This is a genomic window from Desulfosarcina sp., from assembly GCF_033791525.1.
Classification (GTDB): domain Bacteria; phylum Desulfobacterota; class Desulfobacteria; order Desulfobacterales; family Desulfosarcinaceae; genus Desulfosarcina.
Window position 1 is genome coordinate 1 of sequence record NZ_JASJGN010000152.1, and the last position, 20045, is coordinate 20045.

A 20045-nucleotide genomic window follows, 5' to 3' on the forward strand; every position below is an offset into this window, starting at 1 on the left:
GGCCTGCAACACGGTGTACACACCATCGGCAGCCGCCAGCATGGCGATATAACGGGGTAAGCGCGCGCGCCGAATCTGCGACCAGAAATTGGTGCCCGGCAACTGCCGCAGCAGCCAACACCCTGCGATGCGGGCCTCGCCGAGCTGCTCGTCCAGCATGGCCTGCCGCGCGCGGTCTCGACGGTGCGGCGGCACGCCGGTGGCCGCCAGTAGACGATCGACCGGATCTCTCAGGGGGGCCTCGATCTCCTCGGTCAAAGTGGCCTGAATGATCGCCGGGCGAATGTGGCGCACGGCCAGTTCAGGGGTGATCACGGAAACCCGCCCGCGTCGCGCCCTGAAAATTACCAGAAAGCCCGATTGCGGGTGATTGGGCAGCGCCAGCAGGGCCGGACCGGCGTGGTGCGCCATCCGTCCGGCATCGCTGTAAGTCGTGGAGACAGATTCCGCTTCCAGGCCCAGTCGGCTGGCCGCTCCTTCTATCCAATCCCCGAGCGTTCTGCCATCCGGTTTGTGGACAGGGGGGGGAGGGACGGCCTCCAGATGGGCGTCCAACGGGAAGCCAGCCTTCTGTGCCAGTATTTCGACGGCTTCATTCAACCGTACCGCCGGCCAGGCCATGGATTGAATATCAGGCGTCATCGGACAACATTGCTACCTCAATGCCGATCATTGGGCAGTCTGCGTGCATCGTCACAGCTTCCTCCCTTATCAACGCGCATTCCCTGCTGCCCCAAAGCCCGTGGAGTTGTGGAAATATGGGATTAATACTGACGGCTTCGTAAAAAGTCCGATATCTGCGTTACGCTTCATCCCTCGTCACTGCGGAGTATTTAGAATACGCCTCATTCCTCGGGATTCGCAGGCCTTGATCTCGGCGCTTTTTACGAAGCCTTCCGAAATCTAACTCTTTACAAGACCTTCTATTTGAATGTGTTGGCTACTGGATGGCGGCCTGCAATTTTTCGGCGGCGTCCTTGAGGTCTTTGGCATTGATCAGCTCCAGGCCCGAATCCGCCAGGATCTTACGCCCCTCTTTCAAGTTGGTGCCTTCCATGCGGATGATCACCGGCACGCGCAAGCCTACTTTTTCGGCGGCCTGGACCACACCGTTGGCCAGCCGGTCGCAGCGCAGAATCCCACCGAAGATATTGATCAGGATCGCCTTGACATTCTCATCGCTCTGCAGGATGCGGAAGCCATTTTCGATCTGCTCGGCACTGGCGCCGCCGCCCACGTCGAGGAAGTTGACCGGCTTGCCGCCGGCGTATTTGATGCAGTCCATGGTGGCCATGGCCAGCCCGGCGCCGTTGACCATATTGCCCACATTGCCGCCTTCGCCCAGGTGGATGTAGTTCAGGCCGTGGCTGCCGGCCTCCACCTCTGTGGGATCTTCTTCATCCAGATCGCGGTATTCCTGGACATCGGGATGGCGGTAAAGGGCGTTGTCGTCGAAATCCATCTTGCCGTCGAGGGCAATGACATCGTCCTCTGCGGTGATGATCAGGGGATTGATCTCCACCAGGGAGCAGTCGTAGTTGACTGCCAGGTTGTACAGGTTCTTCAGCAGCACGGTGAAGGGTTTCATCGTCGCCTTGGGCATGTTGAGCCCGAACGCCGCTGCCCGCAGATGGTAGGCCTGAATCCCCACGTTGGGGTCCACGTAGACCTTGATGATCTTCTCCGGTGTTTTCTCGGCTACATCTTCGATGCTCATACCGCCGGCTTCGGAAGCCATGATGATCATCTTGGCCGTGGCGCGGTCCGGCAGAATGCTGAGGTAGAGTTCCTTGGCGATGTTGAGCCCCTGCTCGATGAGCAGTTTCTTGACCCGTTTGCCGCCGGGGCCGGTCTGCTTGGTGACCAGGTTCATCCCCAGAATGCTGTTGGCATATGCGTCGAATTCTTCCGCTGTCTTGGCGACCTTGACACCGCCGCCCAGACCGCGGCCACCGGCGTGGATCTGCGCTTTTACCACCACCGGGTATGCGCCCAGACCATCGGCAACCGCCTTGGCCGCTTCGACCGTAAAAGCGACACTGCCGTCTGGAACGGCCACACCGTTCTTGCGGAACAGTTCTTTGGCTTGATATTCATGAATTTTCATGGATGGGCCTCTTTTCTCTTTTTATGAATCAGTGGCAATTGTTGGTTCATCGATCGCAAAACCCCGCATAAAAAAAAGGATGAGCATGGTTATCCGCCGGAGGCGGGCGACCATGCTCATCTTATGGGTCACATGACTTCCGGCTTAACCAATCACGCAGAGCACATCTCCCTTGGCCACCGAGTCACCCGAGGCGTATTTGATCGCCTTGACGGTGCCGCTGGCCGGCGCGGCCAGGGCATTTTCCATCTTCATGGCTTCCAGGATCACCACGGTTTCACCCGCACTGACCGTGTCGCCCTCTTTCTTGTCGTACTTGACGATCATGCCCGGCATGGGCGCGGCCAGAGGGGTGCCGGATGTATCGGCTGCCGGCGCGGCTTCAGCTTTCTTTTCGGCTGCAGCCGGCGCAGCCGCAGGCGTGGGGGCGGGAGCGGCGGCGGCCGGAGCTGCCGGCATGGCCGGAGCGGCCGCCGGCAGTCCGCCGGACAGCTGAATCTGCTGGGCGTATTTCAAGATGGGGCTGCCGCCCACTTCGTCCACGCCTACCTCAAAGTAGTCGTTGTCAACGAACACATTGAAGGTGCGCAGGCTTTCCCCCTTGGCCGGAGCGTCCTTCTTTTTCTCCACCAGTTCGCCGGCCTTGGCTTTTTTAAGCAATTCGTCCTTCTTTTTCACCTGCTGCATGGTGATGGGTTTGACTGCTGCGGGCGGCTCTTCCTTACCGTATTTCCACTGCAGGAACTTCTTGCCGGTGACCGGGTAGATGGCGTAGAGCACCAGATCGTCCATATCCACCGCCAGGTCGCCGATTTCGGCCTTGGCCTTTTCCATCTCCGGCTCGAGCACTTCGGCAGGCCGGCAGGTGATGGGCTCCTCGCCGCGGTCGTAGCCTTTGAGGGCCTTCTTCTGCACCTCGGGATTGATCGGCACGGCGGTCTTGCCGTACAGGCCGTAGCACAGGTCCTTGACCTGCCCGGTGATCATCTTGTAGCGCTCCTCCGGGGTGTCGAAAAGCACATTGTTGACGGTCTGGATGCCTACGATCTGGCTGGTGGGGGTGACCAGGGGGATTTGGCCCAGGTCCTTGCGGACCCGCGGCAGTTCCTTGTACACCTCGCCGATCTTGTCCAGGGCGTCCATGTCGCGCAGCTGGTTGACCAGGTTGGAGAGCATGCCGCCCGGGGTCTGGTGCAAAAGCACGTTGATGTCGATGATCGACATCTTGGAGTCGTCCAGCAGGTGCTTGTACTTGGGCATGACCTCTTTTTCGAAGATCTCGTTGATCTGGGCCAGCAGGTGGATGTCGAAGCCGGTGTCGCGGTTGGTTCCCAAAAGGCTCATCACCATTGGCTCCACGGCGGCGTGGGAGGTGCGGTAGGCATAGGGCGTCATGACCGTGTCGATGATGTCCACGCCCGCCTCGATGGCTTTGAGGTGGCTCAGCGGAGACATGCCCGAAGTGAAGTGGCTGTGCAGGTGGACAGGCAGTTTGACCGCCTCTTTGATGGCCTTGACCACGGCATAGGCATCGTAGGGGGCGATGAGGCCGGCCATATCCTTGATACAGATGGAGTCGGCGCCCATGGCATCCAGATCCTTGGCTTTATTCACATAGTAATCCAGGTTGTAGACCTCGCCGCCCAGACGCGGTTCGGTCAGCGTGTAGCAGATGCAGCCCTGGAAGTGCTTGCCGTACTCTTTGATTTTGGGCACCACGGTCTCGAAATTGCGGTAGTCGTTGAGGGCGTCGAAGGTGCGGAAGATGTCCATGCCGTTTTCGCAGGAGCGGTCCATGAAGGCATTGGCCACGTCGTCGGCGTAATTTCGGTAGCCCACCAGGTTCTGGGCCCGCAGGAGCATGGAGAAGGGGGTCTTCTTGAAGTAGCGCTTCAGGGTGCGGATGCGCTCCCAGGGATCCTCGTTGAGGAAACGGTGCATGGTGTCGAAGGTGGCGCCGCCCCAGGTTTCCACGGCCCAGAAGCCCACCTGGTCCATCAGTTCGGCCACCGGGATCATGTCCTCGGTGCGCCCACGGGTGGCGAACAGGCTCTGGTGTCCGTCTCGCAGGCTCAGATCCATGACCTTCAACGGGTTTTCCGCCTTGGGCCGTTTCACATCGTAATTCATTTTGGTCATTTTGACTTGATCGTGGTCACTCATCGTATGGGTCTCCTCTTAAAAATTGGATGTTTAATGGCTCTTTGGATGCTGTTTCGTCCCCAACCCTAGCGGAGTCGGTTGAAGGTTTTCATCTGCATGAGGTTGCGCATCTGCATCATGCCCTGTCGGCCGGCAAGTCCCCACAGGTTGCCCTGTTCAAAGCGGCGGGGCTCCGGCCGCTTGGGGGCCGGCATGACCAATGCTTCCTCTTCGGTCTGGATATAGGCACTTACCGCGGCAAGGGCGGCGGCCAGTCTTTTTTCATTTGCTTCCATAAATCGCACCTTTTTTGGGTTCGGTTGGCTTTTTTACAGGGCCGCTACATGGGGATGTTGCCGTGTTTTTTCGGCGGGCGCAGTTCCCGCTTGCTGCACATGATCTCGAGGGCATCGATCAGCCGCGGCCGGGTCTGGGCCGGTTCGATAACCGCATCGATGTAGCCCCGCTGGGCAGCGCAGTAAGGATTAGAGAACAGCTCCTCGTATTCGGCGATCTTCTCTGCCCGCTTGGCTTTGGGATCCTTGGCTGCTTTGATCTCCTTGCGATGAATGACATTGGCGGCACCGCCGGCGCCCATGACGGCGATTTCGGCGGTGGGCCAGGCAAAGGCAAAGTCGGCCCCCAGGTCCTTGGAACACATGGCCAGGTAGGAGCCGCCGTAGTCTTTGCGGGTTACCAGCAGCAGTTTGGGCACCGTGGCCTCACTGTAGCACCATAGCAGCTTGGCGCCGTGGCGGATGATGCCGCCCCACTCCTGCTGGCTGCCGGGCAGGTAGCCGGGCACGTCGGCGATGGTGAGCAGCGGGATGTTGAAGGCATCGCAAAAGCGGATGAAGCGTGTGGCCTTGTCCGAGGCATTGATGTCCAGACAGCCGGCCATGACCATGGGCTGGTTGGCGATGATGCCGATGGACCGACCGTTGAGCCGGGCAAAGGCCGTCAGGATATTGGTGGCAAAGTGCTGGTGGGGTTCGAAGATCTCCCCGTTGTCCACAATAGTGCGGATCACATCGCGCATGTCGTAGGATTTGTTGGGGCTGTCCGGGATGATGCTGTTGAGCGCTTTGTCTGTGCGCGTGGGGTCGTCACCGGTATCCACCACCGGCGGCTCTTCCATGTTGTTGGCCGGCAGGTACGCCAGCAGCTGTTTGATCTGGACCAGCGCGTCCTCATCGCTTTCGCAGGCAAACTGGGCCACACCGCTTTTTTCGTTGTGGGCCATGGCGCCGCCCAGGTCTTCGAAATTGATCTCCTCGCCGGTGACCGATTTGATCACTTCGGGGCCGGTGATGAACATGTAGCTGGTGTTTTTGACCATGAAAATATAATCGGTCATGGCCGGCGAATAGACCGCCCCGCCGGCCGTGGGTCCCATGATGGCGGAGATCTGGGGGATCACGCCCGAGGCCACCGAGTTGCGGTAGAAGATCTGGCCGAAGCCGGATAGCGAATCTACACCCTCCTGGATGCGGGCACCGCCCGAATCGTTGAGGCCCACGAAGGGCACGCCGGCCTTAAGGGCCATGTCCATGACCTTGCAGATCTTTTTGGCCTGCATCTCACCGAGGCTGCCCGCGCGGGAGGTGAAATCCTGGGCAAAAGCGAACACCGGCCGGCCGTCCACCAGGCCGTGACCGGTAACCACGCCGTCCGAGGGAATTCCGACATCCGCCATTCCAAAATTGACGCAGCGGTGCTGCACGAACATGTCGATCTCCCGAAAGGTTGCCTTGTCGAATAGCTTGCCCAGCCGTTCACGGGCGGTCAGCCTGCCGTTCTCCTTGTGCTTGGCGACCAGCTTTTCTCCGCCCATCTCAAGAATGCGCGCTTCACGCGCCTTGAGATCCTTGATTTTTTCCTTCACTATACCCATGTCAGATTCCTTTCACCTGAAGTTCAAAACTTTTAGACTAGCTGCCGGGCAATCAGGAACGCAATCCGTCAGCCGTCCGCAGAATTAAATATAATTTGAAATAATAAGTGGTTGAACAATTTATAAATATGGAATGCATGCTGGAGATTAAACATTAACCTTTATAGACTCAGTGATCGTTGTCAAGCAAAAAAAGAAGCTTTTCAGCGCCTGCGGTGGGGGAGAGTTCTCCGCGCTCCACCGACGCCTCAATCTCCCGTAAGCGGGCCTTGACCGTATGGTTGCCGAAGAACCGCTCTTTGAGCCCATCCTCGATGCGGGACCACATCCAGGCCAATGCCTGGCGGCGACGTTTTTCATCCAACTCACCGGTGGTGGACAGCCGCCGGCGATGGTCCTGGATGGTATCCCAAAGTGTGTCCACTCCGGACAATGTCAAGGCGCTGCAGGCCAGCACCGGCGGCGACCAGGTGGGCGTTGCCGGGTTGAGCAGATGCAGGGCCATCTCATAGGACCGTCGGGCCTTTTCGGCCTTTTCCATGTTGTCGCCGTCGGCCTTGTTGATGGCCACCGCGTCGGCCAGTTCCAACACCCCCTTTTTGATGCCTTGAAGTTCGTCTCCGGCGCCGGCCAGCATGAGGACCAGGAAAAAGTCGACCATGGAGGACACCGTGGTTTCCGACTGTCCCACGCCTACCGTTTCCACGAGCACCACATCGAACCCGGCCGCTTCGCAAACCAGCAGGGTCTCCCGAGTCATGCGGGCCACGCCGCCCAGGGTTCCGCCCGAGGGCGACGGGCGGATAAACGCACCCGGTGCAACGGAAAGCCGTTCCATGCGGGTTTTGTCCGCCATGATGCTGCCGCCGCTGCGGGTGCTGGAGGGATCCACGGCCAGCACCGCCACCTGAAGCCCCTTTTCTACCAGCATCATGCCGAAGCTCTCGATGAAAGTGCTTTTGCCGACACCGGGAACGCCGGTGATGCCGAGGCGAACCGACTCGCCCGTTTCAGGAAGCAGCCGGCCCACTACGGTGCGCCCCAATTGCCGGTGCGCGGGGTGCGCACTTTCGATCAGGGTTATGGTCTTGGCCAGGATGCGTCGGTTGCCAGTGCGGACGCCGTCAATATAAAATTCGGGGTCACTTTCACCCATTAGTATTGTAATCCTGAATTTCGCGTTTCTTATGTCAGAAAACAAAAGCTAAATAACAATAACCAAAACCCAAATAACAAATAAACTACAATAGCCAGATTCTAAATTCCAAACCGCATGATTTTGAAGAAGGGACATTCCAATCATCAATATTGGAGGAATCAATATAACAACCGACTGATTTTTTTGATATTTGGCTATTGTAATTTGGGCTTTATCTGGATTTTAGGATTTAAATTTTGGTGCTTGCAATTTGTTGTTTCCCAAAATCCATTATAATCTGAATAGTTCATATCGTGCTTGATTATGATTTCCGGCTGTCCAAGGCGTTGAGAACCTTGTTGGCCGAATCGGTAATGGCCGTGCCGGGGCCGAAGACGCCTGCGGCGCCGGCTTGATACAGAAAGTCGTAGTCGCCCGGGGGAATCACGCCGCCGACGATGACCAGAATGTCTTCGCCACCGGCTTTTTTCAAGGCATTGATGAGTTGGGGCACCAGCGCCTTGTGGCCGGCGGCCAGGCTGGAGGCGCCCACCAGGTGAACGTCGTTCTCCACGGCCATTTTGGCCGCTTCCTCCGGCGTCTGGAACATGGGGCTGATATCCACGTCAAAGCCCAGATCGGCAAAGGCGGTCGCCACCACTTTGACGCCGCGGTCATGCCCGTCCTGGCCCATTTTGGTGAGCAGGATGCGGGGGCGCCGGCCCTCTTTTTCCATAAATTCTGCGGTGCGCTTACGAATGGCGTCAATGACCGCGCTGTCCGCATATTCCGACGCGTAAACCCCGGAGATGCACTGGGTGGTGGCCACGAACCGGCCAAAGACCTTTTCCATGGCGTCGGATACCTCGCCCACGGTGGCCCGGGCGCGGATGGCCTCGATGCTGGCCGCCAGCAGGTTGCCGCCGTTTTCGGCGGCATGGGTGATGCCGTTGAGGGCACTGCTTGCGGCTGCGTCGTCACGCTCTGCCTTGAGTTTGTTGATCATGCGGATCTGGTCCTCGCGCACCTGTTCGGAAACTTTCAGCACGTCCATGGGGGTATCTTCGTCGAGCTTGTATTTGTTGACGCCGACAATGACATCCAGTCCCTGGTCGATGCGGGCCTGTTTGCGGGCGGCCGACTCTTCGACACGCAATTTAGGCATGCCGGTCTCGATGGCCTTGGCCATGCCACCCAATTCCTCCACCTCGTCAATGATCTTGCGGGCTCCCTTGATAATGCCGTCGGTGAGCGATTCGATATAGTATGAGCCGCCCAGCGGATCGACGGTATGGCATACCTGGGACTCTTCCTGGATGATGATCTGGGTGTTTCGGGCGATGCGGGCTGAAAAGTCCGTGGGCAATCCCACGGCTTCATCAAAGGAGTTGGTGTGCAGGCTCTGGGTGCCGCCCAGCACCGCGGCCAGGGCTTCCAAGGTGGTGCGGATGATATTGTTGTACGGGTCTTGCTGGGTGAGGCTCCAGCCTGAAGTCTGGACGTGGGTCCGCAGCATGGAGGACTTGGGATTCTTCGGATTGAAGGGCTTGAGCATGTCATGCCACAGAAAGCGGGCTGCCCGCAGCATGGCGATCTCCATGAAAAAATTCATGCCCACGCCGAAGAAAAAGCTGAGTCGCGGGGCAAACGCGTCGATGTCCAATCCGGCGGCGATGGCAGCACGGACGTATTCCAACCCGTCAGCCAGGGTGAAGGCCGTCTGGAGCACGCTGTTAGCGCCGGCTTCCATCATGTGGTAACCGCTGATGCTGACCGTGTTGAACTTTGGCATGTTCTCGGAGCAGTAGACGATGATGTCGGAAACGATGCGCATGGATGGCGTAGGCGGATAGATGTAGGTGTTTCGGGTCAGGTACTCCTTCAAAATGTCGTTTTGGATGGTGCCGGAAAGTTGCTCCTGTTTGACGCCCTGCTCTTCGGCGGCAACGATATAACCGGCCATGATGGGCAGCACCGCTCCGTTCATGGTCATGGAGACGCTCATTTTATCCAGGGGGATCTGGTCGAAGAGCACTTTCATGTCTTCCACCGAGTCAATGGCCACGCCGGCTTTGCCCACATCGCCCATCACCCGGGGGTGGTCGGAATCATAGCCACGGTGGGTGGCCAGGTCAAAAGCCACCGAGAGACCCTTCTGCCCGGCTGCCAGGTTGCGTCGGTAAAAGGCATTGGAATCCTTGGCAGTGGAAAAGCCGGCGTACTGGCGGATGGTCCAGGGGCGCCCGGCATACATGGTGGCCATGGGGCCGCGGACATAGGGGGCGAAGCCGGGCAGGGTGTTGACGTGGGCCATGCCTTCCAGGTCCTGGGCCGTATACAACGGGTTGACCCGTATTCCTTCCGGGGTATCCCATTCAAGGTCTTCCAGGGTCTTTCCCCTGAGCTGCTTGGCGGACAATTCTTTCCATTTTTGCAAATCGGGATGTTCTGACATGGTATGCTCCTTTGTTAACAACGGTTGATCGAATTCAAATGGTGGTACCGGTTTTCCGATGCACGCCATTCCATCAACATCGCAATGCGGACGCGGTTTTTATCAGGCGGTTAATCAGTTCCGATCGTTACCGGGATTGGAAATCGCCCGCCAGACCATTTCGAAAAGCATGCTGGCCTGGTCGGTCAACCGGCCCTGCTGCCCCCTGGAGATCCACATGGTAAAGGCCCGCTGCACCGTCCCCAACATGAAATCCAACAATACACCTGCGCGCACGTGGGGATTCAGTTGGCCCTCTTTCTGGCCGTTGCGCATGACCTCCAGATAGAGGTTGATCATCTTTTTCTGCTTGAACGTTTCATCGGCCATCCAGGTTTCCATGGGCAGGGTCATGAAAATGATTCTGGCCAGTCCTGGATTGCGCTCGTAATAATCCAGCTGAAGCCAGAGGACTTTGCGCATTTTTTCCTTCAGGTCTTCGATGCCCTGGAGGTGGTCGTAGATTCGTTCGGTCAGTTTGCCCAGCCAGACGTCCACAAAGGCAAAGACCAGTCGCTCTTTCGATCCGTAATGCTTATAAATGGTGGAAAAGCTGACCCCCGCCCGGTTGGCCACGTCGCGGATGTTGGCCTTGTGAAAATCGGAATGGGAAAAAATGTCCAGAACAGCCTGTTCCAGCCGCTGGTACACTTCGGGTTTGAGGGGTGTGAACATTGTTATGGTTTGTCCGATCGTGATGGCGGGATCAATTTCCGGTCATATTTTAAGGTATAGTATTTACTTATAAAAATAATTTTTATTGTTTATTTAATCTTTATTAATCTGGGTTGAATAATAATGTTTCTTTTTTAATATCAATGTAATTATTTGAAATGAATATAAAAAAATGTTTTACCGCTATTCATTTGAGTCGAAGGAGTAACATTGTTATGGTTCGGCATAATTAGAATGCGAACCAATCCTCTGTCAAGAAAAATATTATGAATTTTGATCAGAAAATGAATTAAGTTTATATTTAGCCGGGTCATCTTGCCCTGTCGGCAATAGCCGGCCGGGCAACCTAAGGCTTGATCCTGAACATGAAGGTAACTATAGTGCCGAAGAATAAAAGCACGATGGGGGGAGGTGAGGAACCCTCGGACCCTCCTCTATAAAATCACGGAAAGGAAATAGCCGCGTGAGCCGGCCAAAATAGATGTATACACTTGACGATTACGATTACCATCTGCCGGAGGCGCTGATCGCCCAGACCCCGGCAACTGATCGGGACGGATCCCGGCTTTTGCACCTGGACCGCGATAATGGTGCGCTTTCACACCGGCATTTTCATGATCTCGTCACCCTGCTGCACCCTTCGGACGTCCTGGTGGTGAACAACACCCGGGTCGTCCCGGGACGCCTGCATGGTCGTAAGGCAACCGGCGGCAAAGCCGAACTGCTGATCCTCGATTATGGCGAAACCGATGGTCGTGGCCGTGATGACTGCAAACGGGTTTATCGCTGTCTGATCAAGGCTTCCAAACAGGCCGGCGCCGGAACGAGAATCTATTTCGACGACGGACTGGTTGCCGAGGTCCAGGAGTTTTCCGACGGCATCTATTCGGTGGCCTTCTCGGCGCCGGAACCCTTTGACGGCCTGCTCCATCGGATCGGGCGGATGCCTCTGCCCCCGTATATCAAAAGGGACGAAACCCAGCCGGATGAAGCGGATCGGATGCGTTATCAGACCGTTTATGCCCGTGAGCAGGGCGCCATTGCAGCCCCTACCGCCGGTTTGCATTTTACCGATGCGGTTTTGTCGCAGATCAGCCAAAAAGGCGTCACGGTGACGGCCGTCACCCTTCACGTGGGTTACGGCACCTTCGTACCGGTGCGAGTGGATGATATCCGGGACCACCGCATGCACGACGAGTGGTTTTCCATTTCCAAAGAGACGGCCCGCATCGTCAGCCGGGCCAAAGCAGAAGGCCGCCGGGTGGTGGCCGTGGGCACTACCAGCGTGCGCACCTTAGAGTATGCCACCGGAGCAGACGGCGTCATCCAACCGGGACGTGGCCGGTGCGATCTGTTCATCTATCCCGGCTATACGTTTAAGACTGTGGATGCCATCATCACCAACTTTCATCTGCCCCGATCCACCCTGCTCATGCTGGTGTCGGCCTTTGCCGGCAGGGAAACCATGCTTCAGGCATACGCCGCGGCCGTGAAGGAAAAATATCGCTTTTTCAGTTATGGGGATGCGATGTTGATCGATTGAGGGTTCAAGGGGGCAAGGATTCGAGGGTTCGAGTGAACTGCTTTGAACCACAAATCGATTTTGATCCTTACGGTGCCGCGAAGCGCTGCCGTTTCAGGCAGAACATTCCCCACGGCTTGCCGCGGGGATGGTTTAATCAACGGCAGTCCCAGAAGTCTAAATAATTTAACCCACCCAACCAGTGGAACAAACCTGTCATGATTGATTTTAAATTGATTGCAAAGTCCGGTGCGGCCCGCGCGGGCTTTTTTGATACACTCCACGGTCGGGTAGAAACCCCCGTGTTCATGCCCGTGGGAACCCAGGCCACGGTCAAGGCCATGAGCCCGGAAGAGCTGAAGGCGGCCGGCGCCCAGATTATTCTGGGCAACACCTACCACCTTTACCTGCGGCCCGGGTGCGACATCATCGGCCGCTTTGCCGGGCTGCAACGATTCATGAACTGGGATCGGCCCATTCTCACCGACAGCGGCGGCTTCCAGGTGTTTTCCCTGTCAAGGCTGCGAAAGCTCACCGAGGAAGGCTACGCATTCCAGTCCCACATCGACGGCAGCCGGCATATGCTTTCGCCGGAGAAATCCATCGAGGTTCAGATCTGCCTCAATTCAGACATCATCATGTGCCTGGATCAGTGCCTCGAGCATCCGGCCACCCATGAGCAGGCCGAGGCGGCGTTAGCGTTGACCACCCGCTGGGCCCAGCGGTGCAAAAGCTTCTGGCAGGAGCGAACCGACCGGCAAAACAGCCTGTTCGGCATCGTCCAGGGTGGCATGTTTGCGGATTTGCGGGCACGGTCTGCCGAAGCGATCGCGACCATCGGATTTCCCGGCTACGCCATCGGCGGCCTGAGCGTGGGTGAGCCCAAGGAGTTGATGATGGAGATGGCGGCCGGCACCCTGACATTGCTGCCCGATGATCGGCCCCGGTATATCATGGGGGTGGGCACCCCCGAGGACCTGGTGGAACTGGTGGATCTCGGGGCCGACATGTTCGACTGTGTCATGCCCACGCGAAATGCCCGAAACGGGCAGCTGTTCACCGAGCGGGGCACCATCAATATCTGCAACGCGCGCTTTCGTGAAGATGAGGGGCCGGTGGATCCGGGCTGCGATTGCTATACCTGCCGCCACTACAGCCTGGCCTACCTTCGTCACCTTTATACGGCGCGTGAAATCCTGGCATACCGGCTCAACACCATCCACAACCTTCACTATTACCTGAATCTGGTCATGGCCATGCGTGTAGCGATCCTGGCCGGAACGTTTGACCGTTTTAAAAAGGCGTTCTATAGTAAGCGTAAATAGTCAGAGATTCGATTCTATTCAACAATTGGCTTTGTCAATTTCGCGAAAGGGGACCTGCAATGAAAGAAAAAGTAGAAGCGGCCATCGAAAAAATTCGGCCCATGCTCCAGGCGGACGGCGGTGATGTGGAACTGGTCAGCGTGGAGAACGGCATCGTCAAGGTCCGGCTCCAGGGGGCCTGTGTCGGTTGCCCCATGTCCCAGATGACGCTGAAAAACGGCATCGAGCGGGTACTCAAGCAGCAGATTCCCGAAATCAAATCGGTTGAATCGGCTTGATCCTTCTCGAAAAGGAGGAGCGATGAAAGAATCATTGGCACCCGGAATCGAGCACGAATTTCGATATCGTGTCACCGACGCCAAGACGGTTTCGGCGCTCTACCCGGAGGCAGGTGAATTTCAGGTTATGCCGACAGTCTTTGCCACCGGCTTCATGGTGGGATTGTTTGAATGGGCATGCATTCAACTGACAAACCTGCATCTGGACTGGCCCAACGAACAGACGGTGGGGACCCACATCGATGTCAGCCACACGGCGGCCACACCTCCTGGATTTGATGTCACAGTCAACGTGAAGCTGATTGAAGTGGATCGGCGACGCCTGGTTTTTGAAATCGAGGCCCACGATGGCGCAGATATGATTGCCCGCGGCCGGCACGAACGCTTTGTCATCGATAAGGCGAAATTCGATGCCAAGTTGAAGGAGAAAATTGAAAGTGCCGGCCGATGACCGGATAGCGGTAGGGTGTTGACTGCGGCGTCGAGGTGTTCAGGTTCAATTAACTGGCGTTGAAGTCGGAGACCCTTTCTTCGCTGCAGCCGAAGCGGGTGCATGATCTCAACTACCCGGCCACGATGATCCACTCACGGCGGATCGTCGATAAACCTATCACCCCTGATACATTCCTTCGGCAATGTCGGCAATCTCGCATTCCAGACCGCTGCCATTGAGCAGTTGCATGACTTCGCGTATCTGTGATGCACGGTCGATGTTTACTTCAATGCTTCCGTTTGCCCGCTTCAGAACAAATGCATGCCGATCCAAGACCCGAATTGCGTGGCCACAGTCGTTCACCCGGAATCCGAGAACGGAGAAGTCTTCCATATAGAAGATGGGCAGCAGACGGTGGCCTGACGTTGCAACCTGCCGTTCATTTTTCTGGATAATCGGATAATATGCCATGATAATGCTCCTGGCCTATGGGAAGGATGAAATAAGGCTGTTCGTCGCTACTCAAAGTTAATCAGTTATCATCCGGTTACAACCGGCATCGGTTCCCTGGCGGTCAGCACGATGCAGAGAAAATTGGCCACCTTAAGTAAGCGATCACCCGTTAAATGTGAATTTTTTTTCAGGATGCACCCATGCTTCAAGAGATTTCAAAATATGGTATCCGATATGTGTTGACGGTGCCTGCCGGCCAACGCAGGTCAGGCGATTTCACCGACGCCACCGCCCGGCAGGTGCGGCGATTTCATCGCACAATTCCTGAGCATCAGCCAACCCGACTCATTCGCCTACCTGCACTTGCCCGGCGATGGGGTGTCGGTGAGATTCTGGTCAAGGACGAATCGACGCGTTTTGGACTTAACGCCTTCAAGGTATTAGGGGGCAGCTATGCAGTCGCGCGACTATTGTGCAACCGGCTTGGGATCGAATCGGCGCCGGTCGATTTCAATTTCCTGATCAGTGATGACATCCGCCATCGCATCGGAAAGATGACGCTGGTCACGGCAACCGACGGTAACCATGGCCGCGGAGTGGCCTGGGCTGCCGAGCAACTGGGACTGAAGGCCATCGTTTATATGCCCAAAGGATCGGTTAAATCCCGTGTAGACAACATTCGTGACCACGGGGCCACGGTCCAGGTGACCGATTTGAATTACGACGACACCGTGCGGCTGGCCGATCGCATGGCCCGGGAAAACGGGTGGCATATTATCCAGGATACGACCTCAAAAGGCTATGCCGACATTCCCCGCTGGATCATGCAGGGCTACACCACCATCAGCATGGAGGCAATCGATCAGATGGCCGCAAAACAGTTGCACCCCACCCATGTTTTTGTTCAGGCCGGGGTGGGCTCCTTTGCCGGGGCCATGGTCGCTCATCTGGCCGCTGTCTTCAAAGAAGAATCACCCCGGTTCATTGTTTTGGAGCCGACCCATGCTGCCTGCCTGCTCACTTCAGCCGCTGCCGGGGACGGCCGGCCCCATGCCGTCACCGGTGATCTGGACACGATCATGGCCGGACTCGCCTGTGGGGAGCCCAATCCCATGGCCTGGGACCTTCTGTGGGAGTTTTCCAGCGCCTATATCAGTTGTGACAACTATGTGGCCGCCAACGGTATGCGCATCCTGGCCAATCCGCTGGCGGGAGATGATTGTATCGAGGCCGGAGAGTCGGGCGCTGTCGGTATCGGTTTGCTGGACCTGCTCGCCAACCTGCCTGATTTCATCCCGCTAAAGGCTGGGCTGGATATCGGGCCGCATTCCAGGATACTGTTTTTCAATACGGAGGGGGCCACCGATCCGGAGGGTTATCGTGAGATTATCTGGCATGGGAAGTTTCCGCTTAGTGTTTGGAAATAATCTCTTTGAAAAAAGCGATACGATCGAATAGCCGACATCGAAGGAAGAACCGCTAAATGGTGAAGAAGGCATTACCGGGTGCGGCAGACAGGACGGTCACGGTGTAGTCCCCGCATTGCCCGGTATCGAATCTGCTCGCTTATTTTCGAACCGCCGACAGATTGCTTCCGATGTGGCGCAGTTGACGCCGATCCGTTCCAGCCCTTCGATGTCTGACGGAGCCATACCGGAGATGGCATCCACCGCCGCCGTGATGCGAAAATCCCGTTCGCTGGCCTGGTAGATTGAAATCCTTGGGCAGTTGGGATAGTTGCAGCCGCAAAATACCAGTGTTGAGACGGCTTGATTCCTGAGGTGGTCTTCTAATGGCGTGCGATAAAAGGCTCCCCAGCGGGGTTTGAAGACGAGGGCTTCTGCAGGGCCGATGGGTTGAATTGAACCGGACATCAGCAGATCGTCATCGATCTGGACATCCTGGGTCGGAAGCAGTGTATCGGCCGGCCGACGCCCGGGCGACCCTTTCAGTAGAATCCGCTTTCCAGCAAGCAAAGACCCAATTCGACACCGGTCGGCGTCGTGGGCATCCGGTGTATAGATACGGATTACATGGACGATGGGCCGGCCGGCTGCGCGGAAGGTCCGGCACAATTGATGGATTTGCGGCAGCATGGTCGAGGTGCCGGGAACCTTGAAGGTTCCGTTGTCTAAGGTGTCGTTTTGGACGTCGATGGTGATCAGGGCGGCCCGGTCGTATTCGGGAATGGTGAATGGGTCGGGTGGTGTCATGTCAGTTGTCTCGCAAGCGCATTGTTGCCGCATCGCTGTTAAAAATTGCTAAAAAGAAAAGGCTGCTTTCCGTCAACCGATGGTGCAGCGGTTCCGGCCGTTGTCCTTGCTGCGGTAGAGCAAGGTGTCGGCGCGTTTGATGATACTGTCGGCGGTGTCGGTTGGGTCGGCCAGTGTGCCGCCGATGGACACTGTCACCTTCAGCGTCAGGCCGTTATCCCGGATATGAGATTTTTCCACCAGGGACCGAACCCGCTCGGCGGCTGAACGCAGGCCGTCATCATCGACGCGTTTGAGGATGCCGACAAACTCTTCTCCGCCCCAGCGGCCCATCAGATCCGATGGACGGGCGGTGTTCATGAACGTGCGGGCCACGGCTTTGAGTACACGATCGCCCACGTCATGGCCATAGGCATCGTTGACCCGTTTGAAAAAATCGATATCCATGAAGACGATACCAAAAGTTGCCCCATAGCGATTTTTCTCGGCAATCCGGTTGTTCAGCTCCATTTCAAGGTACCGGCGGTTGGCCAGCTGGGTTAAAGTGTCCAGAAAAGACAGTTTTTCCAGTTCGTTGACTTTTGTGGTGATGGCATTGTTAGCGCTCAGGTCGGTAAACAGTTCGGCGCCGCCGATAATGTTGCCGTCAGTGTCATGCAACGGCGCTGCACGGACCCAGACGGGCACGCGATGGCCGTCTTTGTGCTGAAGATACACTTCTGCATCCCGGAAGGCGCCGTCCTGGATGGTCGCCTGCAACGGGCATCTGCCATGACACAGGCTTTGCCCATTGTCGTCCACATGAACCAGAATGTTGTCCCGGCACCGACGACCGATTACCTCCTCGGAATGATACCCCGTGATCTTTTCGGCTACCTTATTCCAGTAGATGATGGACCGGTCTTTATCCACCAGATAAAGCCCGTCAAAAATGTTTTCGATAAGTGACTTGTAGTCAATATCCATACCGGTGCTTCCATTCCGAATCAAAATGGTTTCCGTTCACTGCGCCAATCACCATCCGTTATTTCAGGTCAAACTGTCGCCAAACGGCGTCTTCCGCTTTTAAGGTAATCAGTCGCCGAGACGTTCGCAGGGTAATTTTGTTATAGGTGGTTTTCAGTGAAACAACAGTCTCCTTCAGCTGGAAACGAATTTCGGCAACGCCTCTGCGATAGGAGGAGAACCCGAAGGCCCGAGACGGGGTGATCACTGCGGCGACCCTGCCTTCCGCCTCCTTGGCGATGATCGATTCGCCAATGGGCAGGCGGGTCTCGACGAAACCGCCGGTATGGGTGCCGAAGGTGACGATGCGCTCACCAGTCAGCATGATCAGCAGGTGGGCAGCGATCAGCATGTCGGGCGGCTCTTTTTTTTCATTGATTTTTAATGATCGAATGTTCCATTGCCCTGATCTGACCGAAACGGCCAACAGCTGATCATTGGTGAGAAAGGCACCGATTTCCCCTTTGGCCCCTTGCCAGAGAATCGTTTCATCTGGACCTTTAGCTTTGGAAAAATTGCGTTTTCCATCCACCACAGCGATAAAGGCACTGTCCGTGGCAAAGATGTCCACTATATCTTCGACCTCTTCGTATGCCAATGCGCATGGGGTCATCATGAACAGGGCGACAATCCACAATAACCATCTTTCCCGGCTAACGCTCATGGTAACGTATCCAGTCCATCTGCAACATAGCGGGGGTATGTGGATTTGGCCGCTTCCGCCCAGCCAATATCGATATCCATGGTTAAAAACGGCTTGCTGGCTGAAGTGGTGCCCAGCACGGCTCCCGCTTCAGGTTCGATGACCCAGCCGGTGCCGCCAAAGTCCGATCCGGGAATGTTGGGGCCGGCAAGGTTGGACGACAGGCAGAAGGCACCCGAAACCACTGCGGTGGTCCGGCCGCCGGCAATCCACGTGTCGGTGGACGAGGCAGGGGTCACCCGTGGGCAGACGATGATATGGGCACCGTGTCGGCCATAGTCGCGGGCATGCCGGGTGAACCAAATTTCGGTGCAGATGAGAAATCCGTAGACGGCTTCACCAAAGGCAATGGTCTCGAAGGCACCTTCTCCCCGCCCGTACCACGAGGCCTCCCAATAACCGGCTTCGTCGGGAAGATAGTATTTGGTGTGGGTGGGAACGCTCGCCCTGTCCGGCGTCCAGGCAAACCCTTGATTGTAGGGCAACCCGCCGCAGACCATCGGCCGGGTGCCCATGACCACGCCGGCGCCCAGTTCGGGCAGGCGCTGTATCCAGCTCTGATGGTTTTCCACCGCTTGATGCCAGCGTTTGGGATCGACCTGTTCCGATGCGGCCAACCAGGGGTGAAAAGGCATTTCAGGCAGCAGCACCAGATCACTTTTTACCGATCGCGTGTGGTCGGCAAGCCGGTTCCATTGTATAGTGAGCGCATCTGGGTCATTGGGCAGTTCGCAGACAGTGACTTTCACCGGGCCATTCCTTCCTATAATTGTGAAACAAAATAGGCGCTAACAACATGTTTACTCATAATCTACACCATCATTGCACCGGGTCAAGAACCCTGGTGTCCTTTTGTTTACAGGCTGATGACGATTAGGCGCTGAGCAGGACGTCAGCGCTGCTGCTATTAAAATCATGAAACAGCCGCTGTCTGGATTGGTAGGTCGGCATGAAGAAAGTCGTGCGCCAGAATACGGCCGAGATGAGAAAGCGGGGATGACCGTTCACGACGTCGGGCAGCAGGTGATACCAGCGGTAGCCGGCAGTGCTGAAGCAGGTCCTGCAATGCGACGCATAGCCCAGTTGCCTGGCGGCGGCCAGGGCGGCATCGCGCTGGCACCGCGAGCCGGCGGCCGATTTGAAAATCCTCCTGTTCGGCCCATAGCGGGCCAATTGATCCATGACTCTCTTGTATTCCTGGAATCGGGACCGGGCATCCAGCTGCGTGAAAAAGGGAACCAGGCACAGCGATACGAGGGCCGGAGACGCCAGTGGATGGTCGCCGATAAAGATGGCGAGGGCGGTGATCGTCAACAGTTCGGTGACGGTGATGGCGTGCAGCAGTTTTCCCGCTGACAGGTAACCGGCGGCGTAGACCAGCCAGGAGCTGGCCCTGGCAACAACGGTTTCGGCAGACAGGACGGTCATGGTTCCAATCCGTGTATCGGGGCCCTGGTCGGTGGTTGGTATGGAGTCTATCCCAGCAGAAGCTGCTGCAACCGATCCATCACTAACAGATATAATCCATTTTATCCACAGTGCGCAGGGACTTCCCATCGAAGGTCCTTGAATTGGCCTGACTGTCAGGGTATCGTTAACCGATTCTGAACCAATCATGGGATATAGGCAAAAAGGATCCGATGCCCCCCGACCTTCTTTCCCC

The 20045-nt window shown here is 56.7% G+C and carries 19 protein-coding genes; 5 read left to right on the top strand and 14 right to left on the bottom strand.

Translation table 11 applies throughout. The features are described 5' to 3' along the window. From QNK41_RS07105 to QNK41_RS07140, 8 genes are all read right to left on the bottom strand, one after another. Nucleotides 1–642, bottom strand: a 642-nt coding sequence (locus tag QNK41_RS07105) for a hypothetical protein (protein ID WP_319255182.1), incomplete at its 3' end; no start/stop codon positions are given. A gap of 298 nt (nt 643–940) precedes the next feature. Beyond that, nucleotides 941–2107: an ADP-forming succinate--CoA ligase subunit beta gene (sucC, locus tag QNK41_RS07110; RefSeq protein WP_319255184.1), complete on the bottom strand. Its 1167-nt coding sequence runs from the start codon at nt 2105–2107 to the stop codon at nt 941–943. Nucleotides 2108–2251: 144 nt separating this feature from the next. Then, complete coding sequence (locus tag QNK41_RS07115; RefSeq protein ID WP_319255186.1) at nt 2252–4270, bottom strand: pyruvate carboxylase subunit B; 2019 nt, start codon at nt 4268–4270, stop codon at nt 2252–2254. Between the two features lie 65 nt (nt 4271–4335). Next, nucleotides 4336–4545, bottom strand: a complete 210-nt coding sequence (locus QNK41_RS07120) for a hypothetical protein (protein ID WP_319255188.1) — start codon at nt 4543–4545, stop codon at nt 4336–4338. A gap of 44 nt (nt 4546–4589) precedes the next feature. Further along, complete coding sequence (locus QNK41_RS07125; RefSeq protein WP_319255190.1) at nt 4590–6143, bottom strand: acyl-CoA carboxylase subunit beta; 1554 nt, start codon at nt 6141–6143, stop codon at nt 4590–4592. A gap of 169 nt (nt 6144–6312) precedes the next feature. Next, nucleotides 6313–7299, bottom strand: coding sequence for a methylmalonyl Co-A mutase-associated GTPase MeaB (meaB, locus tag QNK41_RS07130; RefSeq protein ID WP_319255192.1), 987 nt, complete (start codon nt 7297–7299; stop codon nt 6313–6315). Between the two features lie 304 nt (nt 7300–7603). Next, nucleotides 7604–9736: a methylmalonyl-CoA mutase gene (scpA, locus tag QNK41_RS07135; RefSeq protein WP_319255194.1), complete on the bottom strand. Its 2133-nt coding sequence runs from the start codon at nt 9734–9736 to the stop codon at nt 7604–7606. Nucleotides 9737–9850: 114 nt separating this feature from the next. Further along, the gene (locus QNK41_RS07140) at nt 9851–10450 is read right to left on the bottom strand and encodes a TetR/AcrR family transcriptional regulator (RefSeq protein WP_319255196.1); all 600 of its coding nucleotides are present in this window, start codon (nt 10448–10450) and stop codon (nt 9851–9853) included. Between the two features lie 481 nt (nt 10451–10931). On the opposite strand from QNK41_RS07140, the gene queA reads away from it, so the two are divergent. From queA to QNK41_RS07160, 4 genes are all read left to right on the top strand, one after another. Next, the gene (gene queA / locus QNK41_RS07145; RefSeq protein WP_319255198.1) at nt 10932–11993 is read left to right on the top strand and encodes a tRNA preQ1(34) S-adenosylmethionine ribosyltransferase-isomerase QueA; all 1062 of its coding nucleotides are present in this window, start codon (nt 10932–10934) and stop codon (nt 11991–11993) included. 197 nt (nt 11994–12190) lie between these two features. Beyond that, the gene (gene tgt / locus QNK41_RS07150) at nt 12191–13297 is read left to right on the top strand and encodes a tRNA guanosine(34) transglycosylase Tgt (protein ID WP_319255200.1); all 1107 of its coding nucleotides are present in this window, start codon (nt 12191–12193) and stop codon (nt 13295–13297) included. A gap of 59 nt (nt 13298–13356) precedes the next feature. Beyond that, nucleotides 13357–13575, top strand: a complete 219-nt coding sequence (locus QNK41_RS07155; protein ID WP_319255202.1) for a NifU family protein — start codon at nt 13357–13359, stop codon at nt 13573–13575. Between the two features lie 22 nt (nt 13576–13597). Further along, nucleotides 13598–14026 (top strand): thioesterase family protein, encoded by a 429-nt coding sequence (locus QNK41_RS07160; RefSeq protein WP_319255204.1) that lies wholly within the window; start codon nt 13598–13600, stop codon nt 14024–14026. A 159-nt stretch (nt 14027–14185) separates the two neighbouring features. On the opposite strand, the gene QNK41_RS07165 is transcribed toward QNK41_RS07160, so the two are convergent. After that, nucleotides 14186–14479 (bottom strand): hypothetical protein, encoded by a 294-nt coding sequence (locus QNK41_RS07165; protein WP_319255206.1) that lies wholly within the window; start codon nt 14477–14479, stop codon nt 14186–14188. Between the two features lie 182 nt (nt 14480–14661). Between QNK41_RS07165 and dpaL the strand changes: the two genes are divergently transcribed. Continuing rightward, on the top strand, nt 14662–15888 hold the full coding sequence (dpaL, locus tag QNK41_RS07170; protein WP_319255209.1) for a diaminopropionate ammonia-lyase: 1227 nt from the start codon (nt 14662–14664) through the stop codon (nt 15886–15888). Between the two features lie 96 nt (nt 15889–15984). Here dpaL and QNK41_RS07175 read toward each other — a convergent pair whose 3' ends face one another. The 5 genes from QNK41_RS07175 to QNK41_RS07195 all read right to left on the bottom strand — a co-directional run bounded on the left by QNK41_RS07175 (nt 15985) and on the right by QNK41_RS07195 (nt 19810). Continuing rightward, nucleotides 15985–16674: an isochorismatase family cysteine hydrolase gene (locus tag QNK41_RS07175; RefSeq protein ID WP_319255211.1), complete on the bottom strand. Its 690-nt coding sequence runs from the start codon at nt 16672–16674 to the stop codon at nt 15985–15987. Nucleotides 16675–16746: 72 nt separating this feature from the next. Continuing rightward, nucleotides 16747–17640, bottom strand: a complete 894-nt coding sequence (locus QNK41_RS07180; protein ID WP_319255212.1) for a sensor domain-containing diguanylate cyclase — start codon at nt 17638–17640, stop codon at nt 16747–16749. A gap of 58 nt (nt 17641–17698) precedes the next feature. Further along, a complete protein-coding gene (locus QNK41_RS07185; protein WP_319255215.1) occupies nt 17699–18343 on the bottom strand; it encodes a hypothetical protein in 645 nt (214 codons plus the stop codon). Next, on the bottom strand, nt 18340–19131 hold the full coding sequence (locus tag QNK41_RS07190; protein WP_319255217.1) for a carbon-nitrogen hydrolase family protein: 792 nt from the start codon (nt 19129–19131) through the stop codon (nt 18340–18342). The genes QNK41_RS07185 and QNK41_RS07190 overlap by 4 nt, the downstream gene beginning before the upstream one ends. A gap of 124 nt (nt 19132–19255) precedes the next feature. Further along, entirely contained in the window at nt 19256–19810 is a 555-nt protein-coding gene (locus QNK41_RS07195; protein ID WP_319255219.1) for a hypothetical protein, read from the bottom strand. Nucleotides 19811–20045 lie beyond the last annotated feature (235 nt).

Bases quoted from the DNA above. Each gene is read 5' to 3' on its own strand.
- sucC (WP_319255184.1), bottom strand. From the start codon at position 2,107: ATGAAAATTCATGAATATCAAGCCAAAGAACTGTTCCGCAAGAACGGT.
- QNK41_RS07115 (WP_319255186.1), bottom strand. From the start codon at position 4,270: ATGAGTGACCACGATCAAGTCAAAATGACCAAAATGAATTACGATGTG.
- QNK41_RS07120 (WP_319255188.1), bottom strand. From the start codon at position 4,545: ATGGAAGCAAATGAAAAAAGACTGGCCGCCGCCCTTGCCGCGGTAAGT.
- QNK41_RS07125 (WP_319255190.1), bottom strand. From the start codon at position 6,143: ATGGGTATAGTGAAGGAAAAAATCAAGGATCTCAAGGCGCGTGAAGCG.
- meaB (WP_319255192.1), bottom strand. From the start codon at position 7,299: ATGGGTGAAAGTGACCCCGAATTTTATATTGACGGCGTCCGCACTGGC.
- scpA (WP_319255194.1), bottom strand. From the start codon at position 9,736: ATGTCAGAACATCCCGATTTGCAAAAATGGAAAGAATTGTCCGCCAAG.
- QNK41_RS07140 (WP_319255196.1), bottom strand. From the start codon at position 10,450: ATGTTCACACCCCTCAAACCCGAAGTGTACCAGCGGCTGGAACAGGCT.
- queA (WP_319255198.1), top strand. From the start codon at position 10,932: ATGTATACACTTGACGATTACGATTACCATCTGCCGGAGGCGCTGATC.
- tgt (WP_319255200.1), top strand. From the start codon at position 12,191: ATGATTGATTTTAAATTGATTGCAAAGTCCGGTGCGGCCCGCGCGGGC.
- QNK41_RS07155 (WP_319255202.1), top strand. From the start codon at position 13,357: ATGAAAGAAAAAGTAGAAGCGGCCATCGAAAAAATTCGGCCCATGCTC.
- QNK41_RS07160 (WP_319255204.1), top strand. From the start codon at position 13,598: ATGAAAGAATCATTGGCACCCGGAATCGAGCACGAATTTCGATATCGT.
- QNK41_RS07165 (WP_319255206.1), bottom strand. From the start codon at position 14,479: ATGGCATATTATCCGATTATCCAGAAAAATGAACGGCAGGTTGCAACG.
- dpaL (WP_319255209.1), top strand. From the start codon at position 14,662: ATGCTTCAAGAGATTTCAAAATATGGTATCCGATATGTGTTGACGGTG.
- QNK41_RS07175 (WP_319255211.1), bottom strand. From the start codon at position 16,674: ATGACACCACCCGACCCATTCACCATTCCCGAATACGACCGGGCCGCC.
- QNK41_RS07180 (WP_319255212.1), bottom strand. From the start codon at position 17,640: ATGGATATTGACTACAAGTCACTTATCGAAAACATTTTTGACGGGCTT.
- QNK41_RS07185 (WP_319255215.1), bottom strand. From the start codon at position 18,343: ATGAGCGTTAGCCGGGAAAGATGGTTATTGTGGATTGTCGCCCTGTTC.
- QNK41_RS07195 (WP_319255219.1), bottom strand. From the start codon at position 19,810: ATGACCGTCCTGTCTGCCGAAACCGTTGTTGCCAGGGCCAGCTCCTGG.